The following is a 19,845-nucleotide window of genomic DNA, read 5'->3' on the forward strand; positions in this document are numbered from 1 at the left end:
TTATCCGTCCTGCTCTTTCGCCACGCTGTCGACATACATCCTTGCCAGATGGTCCGCGCGCGCTGTTGTATCAAGGGTCATCGGCCTTTGGGCGATCTTGTCATGCTCGGCAAGCCGCGCCAACACCTCTTCGACGATCGTGTTCATCTGCATAAAGCCGATCTTTCCGGCGATGAAGTGATCCAGCGCCCGTTCCTTGGCACCGTTGAAGACCGCCCCCATAAGGCCACGCGCCTCCATCACCTCGCGCGCCAGGCGCAGCGCCGGAAACCGCTCGGTGTCCGGCGTCTCGAAACTCAGCCTGCCGGTGCCGGCAAGGTCCAGCGCGGCGACCGGCAGGTCGAGCCGCTGGGGCCAGTTCAGCGCGTAGCCTATGGCGTGGCGCATGTCGTGCGGACCCATATGGGCCATCACCCCTCCGTCCACGTAATGCACCATCGCGTGCACCAGGGATTCGGGATGGATCAGCACCTCGATCTGGTCAGGCCGCACGCCAAAGAACTCGCGCGTTTCGATCATCTCCATCGCTTTGTTGAACATCGAGGCGCTATCGATGGTGATCCGCTGGCCCATGTCCCAGTTGGGATGGGTCGCGGCCTCGGCGGGGGTGGCGTGGATCAGCTGCTCCAGCGGCCAGTCGCGAAACGCGCCACCGCTGGCGGTGATGATGATGCGTTGCACGGCGGCGGCGTCCTCGCCCACCAGCGCCTGGAAAATGCCGGAATGCTCGCTGTCCACGGGCAGGATGCGCGCCCCTGCCCGCCGCGCCGTGCCCATCAGAAGCTGACCGGCGGCGACCAGCGATTCCTTGTTCGCCAGGGCCAGGGTTGCGCCGGTGCGCAGCGCCGCCAGCCCCGGTGCCAGCCCGGCAAACCCGACGATGGCCGACATCACCCAGTCGGCGTCGCGCGCGGCGGCCTCTTCCAAAGCTGTGGTGCCGGCGGCGGCCTCGATATCAGTGCCACGCAGGGCGTCGCGCAGATCCTCCAGCAGGCTGTCATGGGCAGTGACGGCAACCTCGGCATCGCAGGCGATGGCGTCCTGGGCCAGCTGCGCGATGTTGCGCCCCCCGGTCAGGGCCACGACGCGAAACTGGTCGCGCTTGCCCTGCACCAGGCTCAGCGTGTTCTGCCCGACCGAGCCGGTCGCGCCCAGAATGCTGATCCGCTTCATCCGCCCGCCCCCGGCATCAGGCCCACGGCCCAGAACAGCAGCGCGGCGGCACTGCCGCCCAGCATGGCGTCGAACCGGTCAAAGACACCGCCATGCCCGGGAATGAGGCTGGAGCTGTCCTTGATCCCCTTGCGGCGCTTCACGGCGCTTTCGGCGATGTCGCCCATCTGCCCGGCAAAGCCCGCCAGCATCGACATCGGTATCAGTTCCGGCCCCATGCCCAGAGGCCGCAGGAAGAACAGCCCCACGATCCCGGCCAGAAGCCAGCCCGCGATGGTCCCCGACCAGGTTTTCTTGGGGCTGAAGCGCGGCCAGAACTTCGGCCCGCCCAGCATCCGCCCGGCAAAGTACCCCGCCACGTCCGATGCGATCACCACGAGGATCAGCCAGAGAATCCACAGCGTTTCATGCCCCGCCCGCACCCAGAGCAGCGCGAAACAGGCCAGCAGCACCCAGGCGATCACGACAAAGGCCAGCGGCCCGTCCTCGGCGGTCTGGCTGGCCGCCACCAGCGCCAGCCCCAGCATCAGCGGCAGCGCGAAGGTTCCGGGCAGGAAATTCAGCGCCAGCATCACCACACCTGCGGCGATGCCAAGACCCACGGCCTGGCGGGTGGCGAACATGCGTGCGGTTTCCCACACCATGGCGCCGCAGATGGCACAGACCATCACCACGAAAAACAGCCCGCCCTGGTAGACGCCGAACGCCCCCAGCACCAGCATCAGCACGCCCGACAGCGCCCGGCGGCGCAGGTCGGACCACTTCGCGCCGCCTGCGCTCATGCGGTCACGGCCCCGAAACGCCGGTCACGCCCGCCATAGCCGCGCAGCAGTTCGCCGAAGATGTCCGGCGTGAAATCCGGCCAGAGCGTGTCGATGAACTCGTATTCCGCATAGGCCGACTGCCACAGCAGAAAGTTCGAGATCCGCGCCTCGCCCGAGGTGCGGATCACCAGGTCGGGATCGGGCAGCACACAGGTATCGAGATACTTGGGCAGGGTTTCCTCGTTGACGTCCTCGGGGCTCAAGCGCCCTTCGGCCACGTCGCGGGCCAGGCGTTGGGTGGCACGGCTCACCTCGTCGCGCCCACCATAGTTCAGCGCGATCGTCAGGTTCGTGCCGGTGCAGGCCTGGGTCATCGCCTCGGCATCGTCCATCAGCTGGCGAAGCTTCGCGTCCAGCCGCGGCCGGTCGCCGATGAAGCGCACGCGCACGTTCTCGCGCACGAACTCCTGCATTTCCTTCATTATATAGCGGCGAAACAGGCTCATCAGCCCCGCCACTTCGGTCTGCGTGCGTTTCCAGTTCTCGGTCGAAAAGGCGAAGATCGTGACGTACTCCACCCCGAAGTCGGGACAGGCGGTCACGATCTCCTTCACCCGGCGCGCCCCGGCATGGTGCCCGAACAGGCGCGGCCGCCCGCGCTTTTGCGCCCAGCGGCCATTGCCGTCCATGATGATCGCCACATGGCGCGGACCCCGGCCGGCGGATTTCTCCTGCATGTCGCGCGCCTCAGCCATTTTCAGACCTGCATGATTTCGGCCTGCTTGGCCTCCAGCGCCTCGTCCACGGCCTTGATGTGCTGGTTGGTCAACTCCTGGACTTCCTCTTCCCAGAATTTCTGGTCGTCCTCGGACATGCCGTCGGCCTTGGCCTTCTTGATCTGGTCCATCCCGTCGCGGCGCACGTTGCGAATGGCCACGCGCGCGTTCTCGGAGTATTGCGCGGCGACCTTGGTAAGCTCCTTGCGGCGCTCCTCGTTCAGCTCGGGGATGGGCAGCATGATGATGGTGCCGTTCATCTGCGGGTTGATGCCCAGCCCGCTTTCGCGGATGGCCTTTTCCACCTTGTTCACAAGGCCCTTGTCCCAGACATTGACCGTCACCATGCGCGGCTCGGGCACATTGACCGTACCCACCTGGTTGATCGGTGTCATCGCGCCATAGGCGTCCACCATCACCGGCTCCAGCATCGAGGCCGAGGCCCGGCCCGTCCTGAGCGAGGCGAATTCCGTGCGCAGGCTGCTCATCGCGCCCTCCATCCGGCGCTCCAGGTCCTTGGTGTCCAGTTCGAAGTCGTCGCTCATCTTAAATCCCTTGGTTCTGCCGAACGATGGTCTCGCCTCTATACCGGCAAGTCGCGTCGATTGTATAGGCCTCAGTCCCGTATGAAAGCCCCAGGTTTCGTGTGGATTTCGCGCAGAATGTCCTAGCCGCCCACCTTGGTATACGTGCCTGTCCCGTCAAGGATCGACCGGAAGCCGCCGGGCTCATCGAGCGAAAAGACGATGATCGGCAGGCTGTTGTCCCGCGCAAGCGCGATGGCGCTGGCGTCCATCACGCCGAGGTGCTTGGCCAGCACCTCGTCATAGCTGACCTCGTCGAACCGCGTGGCGTCGTCGTGTTTCATCGGGTCCTTGTCATAGACCCCGTCCACCTTCGTGCCCTTGAAAATCGCCTCGCAGGCCATCTCGTTGGCGCGCAGCGTGGCCGCGGTGTCGGTCGTGAAATAGGGGTTGCCAGTTCCGGCGGCGAAAATGCAGACCCGCTTTTTCTCAAGGTGGCGCACGGCGCGGCGGCGGATATAGGGCTCGGCCACCTCGTCCATGCGAATGGCCGTGATCACCCGGCAGAAGACGCCCAGCTTTTCCAGCGCGCTCTGCATCGCCAGCGCGTTCATCACCGTGGCGAGCATTCCCATGTAGTCGGCGGTCGTCCGCTCCATCCCCTGTGCGCTGCCTTGCAACCCACGAAAGATGTTGCCGCCGCCGATCACCATGCAGATCTCGACCCCCATGTCGTGGACCGATTTCACCTCGCGTGCGATCCGCTCCACCGTCGGCGGATTCAGCCCATAAGTCGCATCGCCCATCAGCGCCTCGCCGGAGATTTTCAGCAGGACCCGCTTGAACGTGGTCTCGGGGGTGTCGGCGTCTGGCATGGGGCGGCTCCTTTGGCGTGGTCTTGGAACGGTCCCGGCGCGGGTCCTTTCTTGGCGCGCAAAATGGGCGAAAACGCCCCCGGGTTCAATCGCCAAACCGGCCCGCGCCGGACCCGGAGCGCGAATTTCGGCGCAAGACGCTTAAATCTGGCACGGAAACGTCCTAAACCGGGGCCATGACCGCCCTGCCCGACATTCCCCCCGGCATTCCCCCAGATCGGCCCGTGCTCATCGCCGGACCCACCGCGTCGGGCAAGTCCGCCCTGGCGCTGGCGCTGGCGGAACGCGATGGCGGGCGCATCATCAATGCCGACGCGCTGCAGGTCTTCGCCAACTGGCGCATCCTGACCGCCCGGCCCGCGCCGGACGAGGAAGCCCGCGCGCCCCACGCGCTCTACGGTCATGTGCCGGGCGATGCCGCCTATTCCGTGGGCCATTGGCTGCGGGATTTACAACCCTTGCTGAACGATGGCCCCCGCCCGATCATCATCGGCGGCACCGGGCTCTACTTTTCGGCCCTGACCGAAGGGCTGGCCGAGATTCCCGCCACCCCACCCGGGATCCGGGCCGAGGCCGACGCGCTGCTTGCCGCCAAAGGCCTGACAAGCCTGCTGGACGATCTCGATCCCAAGACCCGGGCGCGCATCGACACCGCCAACCCGATGCGCGTGCAACGCGCGTGGGAGGTGCAGCGCGCCACCGGCAAACCGCTGGCCCAGTGGCAGGACGCCACGCCGCCCCCGCTCCTGCCGCCCGACAGCGCCACCTGCCTGCTGATCGACGCACCCAAGGACTGGCTCACCCCGCGAATCGAACACCGCTTCGATCTGATGCTCGAGGCGGGCGCACTGGACGAGGCGCGCGACAACCTCGCCACATGGTCCGCGTTGCATCAATCGTCCAAGGCCATCGGCGCCCCCGAACTCATCGCCCATCTCAACGGTGAGATGGCGCTCGACGCGGCCCGCAAGGCCGCCATCATCGCCACAAGGCAATATGCCAAGCGCCAACGCAGCTGGTTCCGCGCCCGCATGAAAAACTGGCAAACCCTCGCCGCCGCCACGCTCTGACCGGGATTTGACCTTGTCAGCCCTGTACAGAATCGGACATTCCTGACCTCAATTCGATGCAAACCCTGCGCGATCCGTGCAGAATCACGACAATCGAGGCCCCGGACAGTGACATCCCATCCGCAACTCCAGACGCTCGCGCAGTGGATCGGCCCGGGCGCATGGCGCGCCAGCCTGCCGCACAGCGACCCGCATCACGTGTTCCTGTGGATCACCCGCGGACAAGGGCGCTGCCTGATCGGCGGCCGGCGGCGCGGGCTGGCGGTACATACCGCGCTCGTTCTGCCCGCCGGCGCGCTTTTCGCCCTCGATCCCGGCTCGCAAAGCTTCGGTCTCGCCTGCCGCATCCCGCCCCGGACCGGCATCCTCATGCCGGACGAGCCGGTGCTGCTGCGCGTCCGCGACCCGCGGGCGCAGGCCGACCTGACCACCCTGCTGGAAACCATGCAGCGCGAACAGAACGAGGCCCGCGACTTCATTGACGAGGCGATGACCGCCCATGCCCAGCTTCTGACAGTCTGGCTGCGTCGCGCCATGATGGCCAAGTCCGAGGAAATCGCCGACGCGACCGCGGCGGATCGGCTGGTCGAGGCGTATGCCGCGCTGATCGAGCGCGACTACACCACCGGCACCTCGATGCAGGACCTGGCCCGGCACCTTGGCGTGACACCCACGCATCTCAGCCGGGTGTGCAAGTCGACGGCGGGCCTGACGGCCTCGGCCATGCTGACGGGCCGCGTCCTGCATGCCGCCCGCGACATGCTGGAAACCACCGACCGCCCCGCCAACCAGGTCGCGGCCGAGCTGGGCTTCAGCAGCGCCGCCTATTTCTCGCGCTTCATCCATCGCCATACCGGCAAGTCGCCCTCGGACCTGCGCCGCGCCGCGCCGCGCAAAGCGGCCTGATATCGCGTTGGTCACAGGTATTTCAGCGCCACCCGGTTGATTTCCGCGCGGCCGGGATGGAAACTGAGACCTGACGCCTCATTTCTATTCACAAAGCTTGTTTCAAGGCCCGCGCCCATGTCCTCTCGCTCCGACGTCCCGCCGCATCCCGCCCTGCCCGCTCTGAACCGCGCGTTGAGGCGTGGCACGATGAACCGGCGCGAGTTTCTGACCCGCGCCTGCGGTCTTGGCCTCTCGGCCCCGCTGGCCCTGTCGATGGCCGGCCTGCCGGCCCCGACACGCGCCCAGGACCCGGCCCAAATCGTTCCCGGCGGCACGCTGCGCATCCAGCAGAACGTGAAGGCGCTCCGCGATCCCCGCACCTATGACTGGAGCGAGATGGCCAACCAGACCCGCGGTTTCCTGGAATACCTCGTGGAATACGGCCGCGACGGCACCGTTCGCGGGATGCTTCTGGAAAACTGGGACGTGAATTCCGACGCGACCGAGTATCGCCTGAACGTGCGCGGCGGCGTGACGTGGAACAACGGCGATCCCTTCACGGCCCGCGACGTGGCCCGCAACCTCGAACGCTGGTGCGACGCCTCGGTCAAGGGCAACTCCATGGCCTCAAGGCTCAAGAGCCTCTGCGATTCCGCCTCGGGCCAGATTCGCGAGGATGCGGTGCGCGTCATTGATGACACCGCCCTTGTCCTCACGCTCGCCACCCCGGACATCGCGCTGATGGCCAACCTGTCCGACTATCCGGCGGCGGTGATGCATGCCAGCTACGACGGCGGCGATCCGTTCGAGCATGGCATCGGCACCGGCCCCTTCCGGCCCGTCGAATTGTCCGTCGGCCGGCGCTGCGTTTTGGAGCGCAACACCGATCACGACTGGTGGGGCACCGACGTTCTGGGCGGGCCTTACCTGGACCGTGTGGAATTCGTCGATCTCGGCACCAACCCGTCCAACTGGATCGACGCGGTCGAGGCCGACGAGATCGACCTGCTCTACGAATCCGTCGGCGATTTCATCGAGGTGCTGGACGCAAGCGGCTGGAGCCGGACCGAGACCGAAAGCACCGCCACCATCGTCATCCGCGGCAATGCCAAGGCAGAGCTCGGCGGCGATTACCCCTATGCCGACGCCACCCTGCGCCGGGCGCTGGCGCTGGCCGTGCGCAACGAGACCTGTCTCGAACTTGGCTATTCCGGGTATGGCACGGTCGCGGCCAACGACCATGTCAGCCCGATCCACCCCGCCCATGCCGATCTTGGCCCGGCGCCTTTCGACGCCGCGCAGGCCCGCGCCGACCTCGAGGAAATCGGCATGCTGGGCTTTGAGCACGAGCTGATCACCGTCGACGACGAATGGCAGCGCAACACCGCCGACGCGGTCACGGCGCAGCTGCGCGACGCCGGTCTGACCGTGCGCCGGACGGTCCAGCCCGGCGCCTCCTTCTGGCAGAACTGGCGCGATTATCCGTTCTCTCTCACCCAGTGGAATCACCGCCCCTTGGGCGTACAAGTGCTCGACCTCGCCTACCGCTCGAATGCCGTGTGGAACGAGACCGGCTTTGCCAACGAAGAATTCGACCGCCTCCTGGACCGGGCCTTGTCGATCACCGACACCGACACGCGGCGACAGACGATGGAAAGGCTGCAATCCATCCTGCGCGAGGAAGGTGTGATCATCCAGCCCTACTGGCGCACGCTCTACAACCATCACAACGGACGGGTCGTGGGGGCGGAAAAGCACCCCTCGAACGAGATCCATCTGCACAAGATCGGCTTTACCGGCTGAATGCGGCGCGGACTGACAGCCGTGACATACCGAAAGGCCACAGCATGAAAATCACCCGCCCCGGCACCAATCCCTCATCTCCCGGCCCCGCCGGGTATTTCACCGGCACCGTGCGGCTCGACCCGCTTTTCACAGCCGAGGCCCCGGGCCGCGCCGTTGGCCTTCATGTCACCTTCGAGCCGGGCGCGCGCACCGCGTGGCATACCCATCCCGCCGGCCAGACATTGATCGTCACCTTCGGAAAGGGCCGCGTTCGGCGCGAGGGCGGCCCGGTCGAGGAGATCCGGCAAGGCGACGTGGTGTGGTTTCCGGCGGACGAAAAGCACTGGCACGGCGCATCGCCGGACACGGCCATGAGCCATATCGCCATTCAGGAAAGCATCGACGGAAGCGCCGTCCGCTGGATGGAAAAGGTCTCGGACGAAGATTACGACGGCTGAGACGCGCGCCGCGGCCTACTGCCCGTAAATGATCTTCACGTAGTTGCGGGTTTCCTTGTAAGGCGGAATGCCATTGTATTTCTGCACCGCCTTCGGCCCCGCATTGTACGCCGCCAGCGCCAGCCGCCAGGATTTGAAAGTGCGATACTGTTCCGCCAGGTACCGCGCCCCGCCGTCCAGGTTCTGGCGCGGGTCGTTGGGATCGACCCCCAGATAGTTCGCCGTACCGGGCATCAACTGCGCCAGCCCGATCGCGCCCTTGTGCGAAACGGCCCGCGGGTTCCAGCCCGATTCCTGCTGCACCAGTCGCAGGAACAGGTTTTCCGGAATGCCATGCCGCCGCGCCGAATCCTTGGCGACATTCAGGTATTGGCCCTTGTACTTGCCATTGTACCCAAGCGCCGGCGCGGCCTCGTCCCATTTGCTGGGCGTGTGCACCTTCTGAGGCTGCAGTTTTACGGAGGCGTTGTATTGCTGCTTGGCGCGGGTATCGAGCACCCGCGTCTGCGAACTGAAGATCCGTTTCTTGCCCTTGGTCGAGAGAATATCCGCCGTGGCCGCCATCGGCCAGGCCAGTGACACGCAGGTCACCGCGATTGCCAGCTTACGCATACTGAACACCGTCCCCTTACTGTCCCTTGCCGGTCTGGTCCGTGTCCCGCGTCCCCGGGCAATGGCCTGACCGTCTCGGGCCACACTATACCGAACTCAACTCAAATTGCCATAGTTGGAGGCTACATTCAGCCATGCCGCGCCGTGCTGCGAATTTTCCCGGATTTTAGCCTTTTCTTCATCCCCCCGGGGTGATGTAAGGTGAACGTTAACCAAGAGACAGCAGCAGGAGGGCGCCATGGCCGGTTCCGTCAACAAAGTCATTCTCATCGGCAACCTGGGACGCGACCCCGAGGTGCGCACGTTCCAGAACGGCGGCAAGGTGTGCAACCTGCGCATCGCCACCTCCGAGAACTGGAAGGACCGCAACACCGGCGAACGCCGCGAAAAGACCGAGTGGCACTCCGTCGCGATCTTTCAGGAAGGTCTGGTGCGCATTGCCGAGCAATACCTGCGCAAGGGCTCCAAGGTCTATATCGAGGGCCAATTGCAAACCCGCAAATGGCAGGACCAGTCCGGCCAGGACCGCTATTCGACCGAAGTGGTGCTGCAAGGGTTCAACGGCACGCTTACCATGCTTGACGGCCGCGACGGCGGCGGCGGTGGCGGCGGCGGCTATGGCGGCGGCAGCGGCGGTGGCTATGATCAGGACTACGGCGGCGGATCATCAGGCCCGTCCGACCAGGGCCGCTCGCAACCCTCGCCTTCGCGCGATTACGACGACGAGATCCCGTTCTGATCAGGGCCTGATCGGTGCTGTCTTCCCTGTCACCCGAGGGACAGGCTTTGGTCACCGTCGTCACCTGCCTGGCGGTGGCCTATTTCATGCTCTACCCGGCCCTGCGTCCGCGCCACGTGTCGCGCATGGGTCTGTATGATCTTGGCGTCACCGGCGTGATGCTCTTGGTCAACGGTTGGCTCTTCTGGGGCACCGGAACCCGCTTTTCGCTCTGGCTGTTCGAGACCAACTGGGCGGTCTTCACCATCGTCATCGCGCTGCTGATCGAAACGCCGCTGTCGCTTTGGTACATGCGCCGCAACAACGTACGCTGGGATTGACGCGCTACCAGATCAAGTCGATCACGCTCAGCACCACGAAGACCGGCACCGACAGGGCCACCGCCACCAGCCACGCGGCATAGAATGTGGGGCGCACGCTGGGCGCGGTGACACCGCGGACGGGTTTCCTTGCCTTCGCCATAGGCGCCATTAACCATGATTTAGGTTATCATCGCCTTAATGGGGCCATGTCCCATGTCTGGAGTCCTTGCGACACCGCCCCCGATCCGCCTGCTCCCTGTGCGCTACACCAGCACCCGCGCTACGGCGCCGCGATGCAAGCCATCGGGGCCGAGGTCGGGTGGTTGGCTCTGAAAGACGGCGCTGACACGCCGGGCACCGCGCAGCTGCTGCGCCGCCGCCTTGGCCCCTTGCGCGTGACATGGCTGCCGCGCGGCCCGGTGCTTGCGCCCCGCACCGATCCGGGGAGCGCCCTGATGCCCCTGCCCGGCCCTTCGATCGTTCAGCCGGACACGCCCGCCATGGACTGCCTCTTTCGGTCCAACGGCTACCGCGCCCTGCTCACGCCGGCCAACGTGGCCGAACTGGACCTCACGCCCGGCCCGAAAGCTCTTTTCGCAGGCCTGCACGGCAAATGGCGCAACCGCCTGCGCGCGGCAAAGGCCGGACAACTGCGCACGCATCACCGCCCGTTCGATCCAGACCGCGACGCCGACCTGCTGATCCTCGACCAGCGCCAGCAACGCGCCCGCGGCTACCGCGCCTTGCCTCCGGGCTTCACCTGCGCTTATGCCGGCACCCATCGCCAAGCCACGCGGCTTTTCACCGCCCATGACCGCGCCGGGATGCTGGCCTACCTGCTGTTCCTTCTGCACGGCGCCACCGCCACCTATCACATCGGCTGGGCCGCTCCCGCCGCCCGCCGAACCCACGCCCATACCCTGCTGATGTGGCAGGCCATCACCGACCTGCACCAGCGTGGCGTCACCCGGCTCGACCTCGGTACTGTCGATACCGAGGCCGCCCCCGGCCTCGCCCGCTTCAAGCTTGGCACGGGAGCCACCGCCCGCCCCCTCGGCGCAACACTACTGCGGCTTTTGCCGCATCGCGGCGCGGGCATCGCCGCGTAACACCTTTTTCCCTCTGGCAATCGGCGCGCAAAGCCCTTAGGGCCTGCCTCAAATCACCAAGGATACCCCAATGGACCTGCGGAACATCGCCATCATCGCCCACGTCGACCACGGCAAGACCACCCTCGTGGACGAGCTTCTGAAGCAGTCGGGCGCCTTCCGCGAGAATCAGGCCGTGGCCGAACGCGCGATGGACAGCAACGACCTGGAGCGCGAGCGCGGCATCACCATCCTCGCCAAGGCCACCAGCGTGGAGTGGAAGCAGACCCGCATCAACATCGTCGACACTCCCGGCCACGCCGATTTCGGCGGCGAGGTCGAGCGCATCCTCAGCATGGTCGACGGCGTGGTCCTGCTGGTCGACGCCGCCGAAGGCCCGATGCCGCAGACCAAGTTCGTGACTTCCAAGGCGCTTGCCCTTGGCCTGCGCCCCATCGTGGTGCTCAACAAGGTCGACAAGCCCGATGCCGAGCCCGACCGCGCGCTGGACGAATGCTTCGACCTTTTCGCCGCCCTCGACGCCGACGAGGACCAACTGGATTTCCCGCACATGTACGCCTCCGGCCGCTCCGGCTGGGCGGATCACGAGCTGGACGGCCCGCGCAAGGACCTGACCGCGCTATTCGACCTGATCGTCAATCACGTGCCGGCGCCCAAGCAGGTCAAGCGCGCCGATGATGATTTCCGCATGCTGGCCGTCACCCTAGGCGCCGATCCCTTCCTGGGCCGCCTGCTGACGGGGCGCGTCGAATCGGGGCGTCTCAAGGTCGGCGCGACCGTTCAGGCGCTCAGCCGCGTGGGCCAGAAGATCGAACAGTTCCGCGTCGCCAAGATTCAGGCCTTCCGCGGCCTGACACTTCAGGACATCGACGAGGCGACGGCGGGCGATATCGTCAGCCTTGCGGGCATGTCCAAGGCCACCGTGGCCGACACGATCTGCGCGCTGGCGGTGGACGAGCCGCTGTCGGCACAACCCATCGATCCGCCCACAATCTCTGTCACCTTCGGCATCAACGACAGCCCGCTGGCGGGCCGCGACGGCAAGAAGGTGCAATCCCGCGTCATCCGCGAACGCCTGATGAAAGAGGCGGAAACCAACGTCGCTATCAAGGTCACCGACACGCCGGGCGGCGAGGCGTTCGACGTCGCGGGCCGGGGCGAATTGCAGATGGGCGTCCTGATCGAGAACATGCGCCGCGAAGGCTTCGAGCTCAGCATTTCCCGCCCCCGCGTCCTGATGCGCGAAGGCGAGAACGGCGAACAGCTGGAACCGATCGAGGAAGTCACCATCGACGTCGACGACGACCATTCCGGTGCCGTGATCGAAAAACTGACCGGCCCCCGCAAAGGCGAGATGACCGAGATGAAACCCGCCGGCGCCGGCAAGACCCGCATCATCGCGCTGGTCCCGTCGCGCGGCCTCATCGGCTATCATGGCGAGTTCCTGACCGACACGCGCGGCACCGGCGTTCTGAACCGTGTCTTCCACGGCTGGGCGCCGCACAAGGGCCCGATCCCGGGCCGCCGCGCCGGTGTGCTCATTTCGATGGAATCGGGCGAGGCCGTGGCCTATGCGCTCTGGAATCTCGAAGAGCGCGGCCGCATGTTCATCGGTCCGCAGGAAAAGATCTACCAGGGCATGATCATCGGCGAGCACAGCCGCGAAAACGATCTGGAAGTGAACCCGCTGAAGGGCAAGAAACTGACCAACGTCCGCGCGTCGGGCACCGACGAGGCCGTGCGCCTGACGCCCCATGTCCAGATGTCGCTTGAAGAGGCTATCGCCTATATCGACGACGACGAACTGGTCGAGGTCACGCCCAACGCCCTGCGCCTGCGCAAGCGCCACCTTGACCCGCACGAGCGCAAGCGCGCCGCCAAAACCGCGTAACGCATGGCCGATACCCCTCGCAAACTAACCCGCGCCGACTGGGCCAAGAGCCCCGATGCTTGGGCGGGTCATTTCGAGGGCAAGAGCCTCGGTACGGACGTCACAGTGCTCTTTGTCGAGATCGAGGAAGCCGGCAAAGGCGCCCGCCTGCATACGCACCCGTATGACGAAGTCTTTATCGTCCGCGAAGGCCGCGCCCGCTATACCATCGGCGATCAAAAGATCGAGGCCGAGGCGGGCGATGTCCTGCTGGCCCCGGCAGAGGTGCCGCACAAATTCGTCAATCTCGGCCCCGGGCGGCTGGTGTCGACGGACATTCATCTCAGCCTCGAATGGATCCAGACCGACCTCGAATAGCGCCGCGCGCGCCGCGGCCCGCGGTCCCTGATCTGCATCAAGACCAGTCGGGCCGTTTGTGCTAAGCTCCCTACATGGTACTGTCGAACCCGAGATCCGCCCTGCTATCTGCGCTGATCTTTCTCATCGGCGCACCGGGCAGTCTTGCCGACAGCTTCGACTGCCCCGGCACCCTCGTGACCGTCGAGGCGGAGTCGTCTGAGGACGCGACCCCCATATGCACCGCCGTCACGGATGCCCTGCAGACATTGCGCACCTGCAACGTGCCGCTCACCCATGGCGTCACGGTCATCCAGCGCGACGCGCTGCAACCCGGCTGCATGGGCGTTTATCATTGCGGTGAAGAGGAAATCGAGTTGCTGACCCATGCCGCGATGGAAACCGCCCGCGACCCCGACAACAGCCTCGCCTTCGTCGATACGCAGGCGTATTTCAACAGCATTCTGGCTCACGAGCTTGCTCATGCTGCCTTCGACACGGTGCCCTGCCCCTTCGACAGCTGCCTTGCGACCCATGAATACGTGGCGCACGTGATGCAGGTCCGCTCCCTGCCCGCCGCCGATATCGCCCGGTTCGAGGCCGCGATCGACATGGACACGCCGCTGGGCCGCGACACGATCAACCCGTTCATCTACCTCATGGCGCCGGACGCCTTCCTGGGCCGCGCCTGGGCGCATTTTCGACAGCGCCCCGATCCCTGCGGCTATATCGGCGAGATCATGTCAGGCCGGGTCGTGCTGGACCGCGAACGCTTCGAGTGACACCGGCGCCCAAAACGCATGGAACATCGTCCTTGGGCGTCGTGTTTTTCCTCTAAGGATCAACGCGAACCCCGAAAGGAGGCCCGATGCTCCGCCGTTCCCTGACCCTCACCAGTGCCGCCGCGACCGCCGGTCTCGCCCTGACCGCAAGCGCCGACGCCCAAAGCCGTTGCGGCGACGCCTACCGCCTGCAACCCGGTGACACGCTCTACCGTGTCTCGCAAAGCTGCCGTGTGCCGTTGAGCCTGATCATGGATATTAACCCCGGCCTCGATCCGCGCGACCTGCCGGTGGGCGAATCAATCACGCTTGCCGCGTCAGATACGAATACCGGCGGAAGCAACATGCCCGCGCCCGCCCGGGAAACTTACGAGATACGCGAAGGCGACACCGCCTTCTCCATTGCGCAGACCTTGGGTATTTCCGTCGTGGAATTGCTGAACGAGAACCCCGACCTCGACCCGCTGGCCATGGCGGTGGGGGACGCGCTCGATCTTCCCGACGCGTCCGAGCCTTCGGCCTCGGTGCGTGTGCAGCCCTTGGCCGGCCCGCCCGGAAGTGAGGTCCGCGTGACCGCAAGCAACCTGCGTCCCGCGGATTACGTGACCATCGGCGTCGGTCGCATGGCCTCGGAATGGCGCGCCGTGGACCAGGCCCAGGTCGCCGCGGACGGCGAGGTTTCCGCGTCTGTCGAACTTCCCGACTGGGCCTCGCCCGGCGACAACCTGATCTTCGTCGTGGATACCGACCGCGGCGTGACGCTCAAATCCCGCGCCTTCGACGTGGTGTCTCAAGACACCAGCGACGGCGGTGGCGACCAAGTCTCGCTCGAAGGTCGCGTCCGGCAGGGCGTCGAATGCGCCACGCTGACCACGCCCGACGGCGACGTATGGTCCCTGACCGGCGACATGGAATTCACCCCCGGTGAATATGCCGAGCTCCGTGGCACCCGCGCCGAGATGTCGTTCTGCCAACAGGGCGTCGGCACCGTCGCGGTCGACAGCTACGAAGAATTCCGCGCGCCGGGCAACCTGCCCGATGATACCGCCAATCTGGACGCCGAGGGCGTGCAGGGCCCGTGGGTGCGCATGGCCGGCAATTGCGCCCGGCCCGACTTTGACATCACCGGCCAGCAGGGCCGTCTGACCATCGAAACCAGCCTCGACGGCGCGCCGCGTACCGGGCGCGTAAAGCTCAATGACAACGGGGCGGCGGCGGTGTTCGACCAGCCCTATCGCGCCTTTCCGATGGAAAACCGGGGCGAAGGCAGGATGGCCATCATCTCGGGCGACCGGGATGTAACCTTGGGCGGCGTCGACATTTCCGGCGACGACGGCGCGGTGTTCCTGCGCTGCGGCGTGTAAGACATCCCTCAGGGTGCGACCGCGATCCGCCCGACAACCTCAAGCCCGGCGCCGGTACGCCTCGCGACGACGATCTCGCCCGAGGTCGTGCCGGTGCCGGTCAGTTCCGACACGTTCACCTGGTGCGTCACCAGGAGCAGCCGCGCCTCGGCGGGCATGTCCGCGATCCGTGTCATCACCTCTGCTGCCTGACCGTCCGGGTCGCCCTGCCCCGCGAAATGCGAGTTGAGCGCGGGGAACTCCTCGGGCGTGCCAATGTCGAGAAGTTCCGCCGTCGCGGTGCAGCGGCACCACTGGCTGGTCCATACGGCATCGAACCGAACGCCGGCGTCACGCATCGCCGCGCCGATCTGCCGGGCCTGCGCCCGGCCCCGGTCGTCCAGGTTGCGCTGCGTGCTGCAATCCTCCAGATCGAAATTTGCCGGATCGCCCACGCCGGGCGCCAGCGCATGGCGCATCAGCGCCACCGTCCCCGGCTCTTTCAGCAGGCTCCAGTCCTGCGCCGCCGCGGCTCCGGGCAGGATCAGCATCAGGATCAGGAAAATCAGTCGCATCGGCACCTCCGCTTGGAACGAAGGAAAGCCTAGGTCGGCCCGTCCCGGGGTCCAGCCCGTGCGACGCTATCGCCCACGCCAATCCGTCCCGGTTCCAACACCCGCGCGCACCAGCCGCCATGCCCACGCATGGCGTTGTAGCCGCCAGCGCCAAGAGCGGCCTCCATCCGGGAGCACGGCGCGCAAGGCGCGGTGATCTCGATCAGGGCCTGACCGATCCGAACCGGATGGTTGCGCAGCGCCGTCAGGTTGATGCCACTCACCACGACGTTGCGCCGCAGAACCTCAGGCGTCACCTCCCCGATCCCGGCCAGCACCGCGATCACGGGCAGATGCTCGGCCTGGATCAGCGTCAGCGCCCGCTTGCCTTTGCGCGCATGATCGCCTTCCAGCCCGGCTTCGCCCAGTTCCGCCGCCTCGACCGCAACCAAGTCGGCCAGCCTTTCCGGGCGCAGCCCGATCCACGCCACGCGGCCCGCCCCCGCGTGCCGCGCCATGATCTCGGCCAGTTGGCCCTGCACTATTCCGAGGTTTCCACGATCACCAGATCACGTTCGGACGCGTTCCGCGCATGGTCCAGCGCCTCTTGGTAGGCGTCCGAGCAATAGCACTCCTCCGCCGCCTCCAGCGTCGGGAATTTCGCCACCACGTTGCGCGCCCGGTCATTGCCCTCAAGCTGCACGTACCGCGCGCCACGGGCGATGAAATGCCCGCCATGCGCCTCGATCGCCGGACCGGCCAGCTTGGCATAGCGGCCATAGGCCTCCTCGTCGGTCACGGTCACATGGGCAATCCACAATGCGGGCATGTCTTGTCTCCTCAAACTCCGTCCACGATGACGATGTCGCGCTCGCTCGACGAGGTCGCGATCGGCAGGATGCGCTGATACGCATCCGAATTGTACCAGTCCAGCGCCGCCTGGTGGTCCGGGAACTCGATGATCACATGCCGGTCCGGGCCGATCCCCTCGACCTGCGTCTGCGTGCCGCCCTTCGCCAGGAACCGCCCACCGAATTCCTCGGCCAGCGCCACGGTCTGGCTGGCATAGGCCTTGTAATCCTCGGGATCGGTCACGTTGATCCGCGCAATCAGGTAGGCCGCCATGTCGTTCCCCCTCTCAAGCGGGCGTCAGCCCTGCAACACCTGTTCCGCCGCCGCGATTGCGGCCTCGGCATTGTCGGTGCTCGCCGCGCCACCCTGCGCCATGTCGGGACGGCCTCCGCCGCCCTTGCCGCCCAGCTCCGCCACGGCGGCCCGGACAAGATCGACCGCCGACAGCGTGTCGGTCAAGTCCTTCGTCACGCCTGCGGCCACGGCGGCCTTGCCATCGGCATCGGCGATCAGCAGCACCGCGCCCGATCCGATCCGTGTCTTCATCTCGTCCATCAGCGGCGGCAGGTCGCGCCCCGACACGCCCGACAGCACTTGCGCAAGGAACTTCACACCGTTCACGTCCTTGGCCTCTGGCCCGGCAGCACCACCGCCACCCATTGCCAGTTCCCGTTTCAGCTGTGTCACCTCGTTGGCCAGCGCCTTGCGCTCGTCCATCAACGCACGCACGCGGTCCAGCACGTCGCCCGGCTGCGCCTTCAGTTCCGAGGCCAGCGCCGCCATGCGGTGATCCTGTTCGCTCAGGTACTTGAACGCCTCCGGCCCGGTCAGCGCCTCGATCCGGCGCACGCCGGAACTCGACGCCCCCTCACCCACCATCACGAAAAGGCCGATGTCGCCGGTCTGGCGCACATGGGTGCCGCCGCACAGCTCGATCGAATAGGTCTGGCCATCCAGCCCCTTGCCCGAGCCATCCTCGGACCCCATCGAGACCACGCGCACCTCGTCGCCGTATTTCTCGCCGAAAAGCGCCTGCGCCCCGATGGCGCGCGCATCGTCCGGCGTCATGATCCGCGTCTCGACCTTGCCGTTCTGGCGGATATAGGCGTTGACCTCTTCCTCCACCTGCTTGATCTCCTCCAGCGTCATGCCCTTGGCATGGCTGAAGTCAAAGCGCAGCCGATCGGGCGCGTTCAGGCTCCCGCGCTGCGCCACGTGATCGCCAAGCGCCTTGCGCAGCGCCTCGTGCAGCAGGTGCGTGGCCGAGTGGTTGGACCGGATCGCCGTGCGGCGCCCATGATCCACCTCAAGCTTCACCGGGTCGCCCACTTCCAGTTTGCCGGAATCAACCGTTAAGTAGTGTGCGGAAAGTCCGCCGGCGCGCTTCTGCACATCGCTTACGTGCCCAGAAAAACGTGCCTCGCCTTCTTCGCGCCCGCCTTCAAGGCTGCGAACGTAACCGTGGTCGGCGACTTGTCCGCCCGCTTCTGCATAGAACGGCGTTTGGTTGAAGACCACCCACGCCGCACCGCCTTCAGTGTGGAGCGACTGAATCTCCTTGCCTTCCGATACGATCGCCTGCACCACGCCCTCGGCGGTCTCCGTGTCATACCCGAGGAAATCCGTGGCGCTGTGCTTTTCCGCCAGGTCAAACCATACGGTGGCGTCCGCCGCCTCGCCGCTGCCCGACCATGCCGCGCGCGCCTTGGCCTTTTGCTCCTCCATCGCGGAATCGAACCCCGCGACGTCGACCTCACGGCCCTTCTCGCGCAACGCGTCCTGCGTCAGGTCCAGCGGGAACCCATAAGTGTCATAGAGCTTGAACGCCGCCTCACCGGGCAGCGCCGCGCCGTCGCCCAGCTTGCCCAACTCGTCGTCCAGCAGGCGCAGACCCCGGTCCAGCGTCTGCTTGAACCGCTTTTCCTCCAGTTCCAGCGTTTCCTCGATCAGCGGCTGCGCCCGGCCCAGCTCGGGGAAGGCCTGCCCCATAAGCCCCACCAGGTTCGGCACCAGCCGGTACATCACCGGGTCCTGCGCGCCCAGCAGGTGCGCATGCCGCATCGCCCGCCGCATGATCCGGCGCAGCACATAGCCGCGCCCCTCGTTCGACGGCATCACCCCGTCGGCAATCAGGAAGGAGGTCGAGCGCAAATGGTCCGCGATCACCCGGTGATGGACGTTGCCCGGCCCGTCCGGCGCACCATCAGTCACATGCGCGCTCGCCTCGATCAGGCTGCGCATCAGGTCGGTGTCGTAATTGTCGTGCTTGCCCTGCAACAGCGCGCCGATCCGTTCCAGCCCCATGCCGGTGTCGATCGACTGCATGTCCAGATCCACCTGGCTGCCATCCTCGAACCGCTCGTTCTGCATGAAAACGAGGTTCCAGATCTCGATGAACCGGTCGCCATCCTCCTCCGGGCTACCCGGAGGGCCACCCCAGATCTCGGGGCCGTGGTCATAGAAGATCTCGGTGCACGGCCCGCAAGGACCCGTCGCGCCCATCGACCAGAAATTGTCATCCGTCGCGATGCGGATGATCCGGTCATCGCTCAGGCCGGCATGTTTCTTCCAGATCTCCGCCGCTTCGTCATCGGTATGATAGACCGTGACCAGGAGCTTGGACTTGTCGATCCCGAAATCCTTGGTCAGCAGGTCCCAGGCATAAGGGATCGCCTCGGACTTGAAGTAATCGCCGAAACTGAAATTCCCCAGCATCTCGAAAAACGTATGGTGCCGGGCGGTGTAACCGACATTGTCGAGGTCATTGTGCTTGCCCCCCGCCCGCACGCATTTCTGGCTGGTGGTGGCGCGGGAATAATCGCGTTTCTCGACCCCGGTGAAAAGGTTTTTGAACTGCACCATGCCCGAATTGGTGAACATCAATGTCGGGTCGTTGCGCGGCACAAGCGGGCTGCTCGGCACCACCTCGTGGCCGTTGCGTTCAAAGAAACTGAGGAAGGTCGAGCGGATCTCGTTAAGCGTGGGCATAGGCGTCTGGTCCGAAGGCAAAAG

The 19,845-nt window shown here is 65.9% G+C and carries 23 protein-coding genes; 11 read left to right on the forward strand and 12 right to left on the reverse strand.

The window, feature by feature from the left end:
* The 5 genes from dxr to pyrH all read right to left on the reverse strand — a co-directional run bounded on the left by dxr (position 1) and on the right by pyrH (position 4,112).
* Positions 1–1,173: a 1-deoxy-D-xylulose-5-phosphate reductoisomerase gene (dxr, locus tag C2I35_RS01650; RefSeq protein WP_103761285.1), complete on the reverse strand. Its 1,173-nt coding sequence runs from the start codon at positions 1,171–1,173 to the stop codon at positions 1–3.
* Positions 1,170–1,955: a phosphatidate cytidylyltransferase gene (locus C2I35_RS01655; protein ID WP_103761286.1), complete on the reverse strand. Its 786-nt coding sequence runs from the start codon at positions 1,953–1,955 to the stop codon at positions 1,170–1,172. The genes dxr and C2I35_RS01655 overlap by 4 nt, the downstream gene beginning before the upstream one ends.
* Positions 1,952–2,692 carry an undecaprenyl pyrophosphate synthase gene (locus C2I35_RS01660; RefSeq protein WP_211286093.1) on the reverse strand — a complete coding sequence of 247 codons (741 nt, stop codon included), beginning with the start codon at positions 2,690–2,692 and terminating at the stop codon, positions 1,952–1,954. The genes C2I35_RS01655 and C2I35_RS01660 overlap by 4 nt, the downstream gene beginning before the upstream one ends.
* Before the next feature lie 2 nt (positions 2,693–2,694).
* Positions 2,695–3,258, reverse strand: a complete 564-nt coding sequence (frr, locus tag C2I35_RS01665) for a ribosome recycling factor (protein ID WP_103761287.1) — start codon at positions 3,256–3,258, stop codon at positions 2,695–2,697.
* Positions 3,259–3,380: 122 nt separating this feature from the next.
* Entirely contained in the window at positions 3,381–4,112 is a 732-nt protein-coding gene (pyrH, locus tag C2I35_RS01670; RefSeq protein ID WP_103761288.1) for a UMP kinase, read from the reverse strand.
* 176 nt (positions 4,113–4,288) lie between these two features.
* On the opposite strand from pyrH, the gene miaA reads away from it, so the two are divergent.
* From miaA to C2I35_RS01690, 4 genes are all read left to right on the forward strand, one after another.
* On the forward strand, positions 4,289–5,182 hold the full coding sequence (gene miaA / locus C2I35_RS01675; RefSeq protein WP_103761289.1) for a tRNA (adenosine(37)-N6)-dimethylallyltransferase MiaA: 894 nt from the start codon (positions 4,289–4,291) through the stop codon (positions 5,180–5,182).
* Positions 5,183–5,290: 108 nt separating this feature from the next.
* Positions 5,291–6,088, forward strand: coding sequence for a helix-turn-helix domain-containing protein (locus C2I35_RS01680; RefSeq protein ID WP_103761290.1), 798 nt, complete (start codon positions 5,291–5,293; stop codon positions 6,086–6,088).
* A gap of 117 nt (positions 6,089–6,205) precedes the next feature.
* Positions 6,206–7,873, forward strand: a complete 1,668-nt coding sequence (locus C2I35_RS01685) for an ABC transporter substrate-binding protein (protein ID WP_245890363.1) — start codon at positions 6,206–6,208, stop codon at positions 7,871–7,873.
* Between the two features lie 44 nt (positions 7,874–7,917).
* Positions 7,918–8,313 carry a (R)-mandelonitrile lyase gene (locus C2I35_RS01690; RefSeq protein ID WP_103761291.1) on the forward strand — a complete coding sequence of 132 codons (396 nt, stop codon included), beginning with the start codon at positions 7,918–7,920 and terminating at the stop codon, positions 8,311–8,313.
* A 15-nt stretch (positions 8,314–8,328) separates the two neighbouring features.
* On the opposite strand, the gene C2I35_RS01695 is transcribed toward C2I35_RS01690, so the two are convergent.
* Positions 8,329–8,925, reverse strand: a complete 597-nt coding sequence (locus C2I35_RS01695; protein ID WP_103761292.1) for a lytic transglycosylase domain-containing protein — start codon at positions 8,923–8,925, stop codon at positions 8,329–8,331.
* A gap of 238 nt (positions 8,926–9,163) precedes the next feature.
* Here C2I35_RS01695 and C2I35_RS01700 point away from each other — a divergent pair, with 238 nt between their 5' ends.
* Both C2I35_RS01700 and C2I35_RS01705 read left to right on the forward strand, forming a co-directional pair.
* Positions 9,164–9,664, forward strand: coding sequence for a single-stranded DNA-binding protein (locus tag C2I35_RS01700; RefSeq protein WP_103761293.1), 501 nt, complete (start codon positions 9,164–9,166; stop codon positions 9,662–9,664).
* Between the two features lie 14 nt (positions 9,665–9,678).
* A complete protein-coding gene (locus C2I35_RS01705; RefSeq protein WP_146049945.1) occupies positions 9,679–9,984 on the forward strand; it encodes a hypothetical protein in 306 nt (101 codons plus the stop codon).
* A 4-nt stretch (positions 9,985–9,988) separates the two neighbouring features.
* On the opposite strand, the gene C2I35_RS22045 is transcribed toward C2I35_RS01705, so the two are convergent.
* Positions 9,989–10,126, reverse strand: coding sequence for a hypothetical protein (locus tag C2I35_RS22045; protein WP_170067091.1), 138 nt, complete (start codon positions 10,124–10,126; stop codon positions 9,989–9,991).
* Between the two features lie 46 nt (positions 10,127–10,172).
* Here C2I35_RS22045 and C2I35_RS01710 point away from each other — a divergent pair, with 46 nt between their 5' ends.
* The 5 genes from C2I35_RS01710 to C2I35_RS01730 all read left to right on the forward strand — a co-directional run bounded on the left by C2I35_RS01710 (position 10,173) and on the right by C2I35_RS01730 (position 15,448).
* On the forward strand, positions 10,173–11,075 hold the full coding sequence (locus tag C2I35_RS01710; protein ID WP_103761295.1) for a GNAT family N-acetyltransferase: 903 nt from the start codon (positions 10,173–10,175) through the stop codon (positions 11,073–11,075).
* Positions 11,076–11,145: 70 nt separating this feature from the next.
* The gene (gene typA / locus C2I35_RS01715) at positions 11,146–12,966 is read left to right on the forward strand and encodes a translational GTPase TypA (RefSeq protein WP_103761296.1); all 1,821 of its coding nucleotides are present in this window, start codon (positions 11,146–11,148) and stop codon (positions 12,964–12,966) included.
* A 3-nt stretch (positions 12,967–12,969) separates the two neighbouring features.
* Positions 12,970–13,323 (forward strand): cupin domain-containing protein, encoded by a 354-nt coding sequence (locus tag C2I35_RS01720; RefSeq protein WP_103761297.1) that lies wholly within the window; start codon positions 12,970–12,972, stop codon positions 13,321–13,323.
* Positions 13,324–13,397: 74 nt separating this feature from the next.
* On the forward strand, positions 13,398–14,084 hold the full coding sequence (locus tag C2I35_RS01725; protein ID WP_103761298.1) for a DUF6639 family protein: 687 nt from the start codon (positions 13,398–13,400) through the stop codon (positions 14,082–14,084).
* Between the two features lie 86 nt (positions 14,085–14,170).
* Entirely contained in the window at positions 14,171–15,448 is a 1,278-nt protein-coding gene (locus C2I35_RS01730; protein WP_103761299.1) for a LysM peptidoglycan-binding domain-containing protein, read from the forward strand.
* Between the two features lie 8 nt (positions 15,449–15,456).
* Here C2I35_RS01730 and C2I35_RS01735 read toward each other — a convergent pair whose 3' ends face one another.
* From C2I35_RS01735 to alaS, 5 genes are read right to left on the reverse strand one after another with little or no spacing between them, the layout of a single operon-like run.
* Positions 15,457–16,002: a histidine phosphatase family protein gene (locus C2I35_RS01735; RefSeq protein WP_103761300.1), complete on the reverse strand. Its 546-nt coding sequence runs from the start codon at positions 16,000–16,002 to the stop codon at positions 15,457–15,459.
* Positions 16,003–16,031: 29 nt separating this feature from the next.
* Positions 16,032–16,499 carry an MOSC domain-containing protein gene (locus C2I35_RS01740; protein ID WP_103761855.1) on the reverse strand — a complete coding sequence of 156 codons (468 nt, stop codon included), beginning with the start codon at positions 16,497–16,499 and terminating at the stop codon, positions 16,032–16,034.
* 23 nt (positions 16,500–16,522) lie between these two features.
* Positions 16,523–16,810, reverse strand: coding sequence for a DUF1330 domain-containing protein (locus tag C2I35_RS01745; protein WP_103761301.1), 288 nt, complete (start codon positions 16,808–16,810; stop codon positions 16,523–16,525).
* Between the two features lie 11 nt (positions 16,811–16,821).
* On the reverse strand, positions 16,822–17,106 hold the full coding sequence (locus tag C2I35_RS01750; RefSeq protein ID WP_103761302.1) for a DUF1330 domain-containing protein: 285 nt from the start codon (positions 17,104–17,106) through the stop codon (positions 16,822–16,824).
* A gap of 24 nt (positions 17,107–17,130) precedes the next feature.
* Positions 17,131–19,821, reverse strand: coding sequence for an alanine--tRNA ligase (gene alaS, locus C2I35_RS01755; RefSeq protein WP_103761303.1), 2,691 nt, complete (start codon positions 19,819–19,821; stop codon positions 17,131–17,133).
* Positions 19,822–19,845 lie beyond the last annotated feature (24 nt).

It is taken from the genome of Roseovarius confluentis, from assembly GCF_002917925.1.
Taxonomy (GTDB): domain Bacteria; phylum Pseudomonadota; class Alphaproteobacteria; order Rhodobacterales; family Rhodobacteraceae; genus Roseovarius; species Roseovarius confluentis.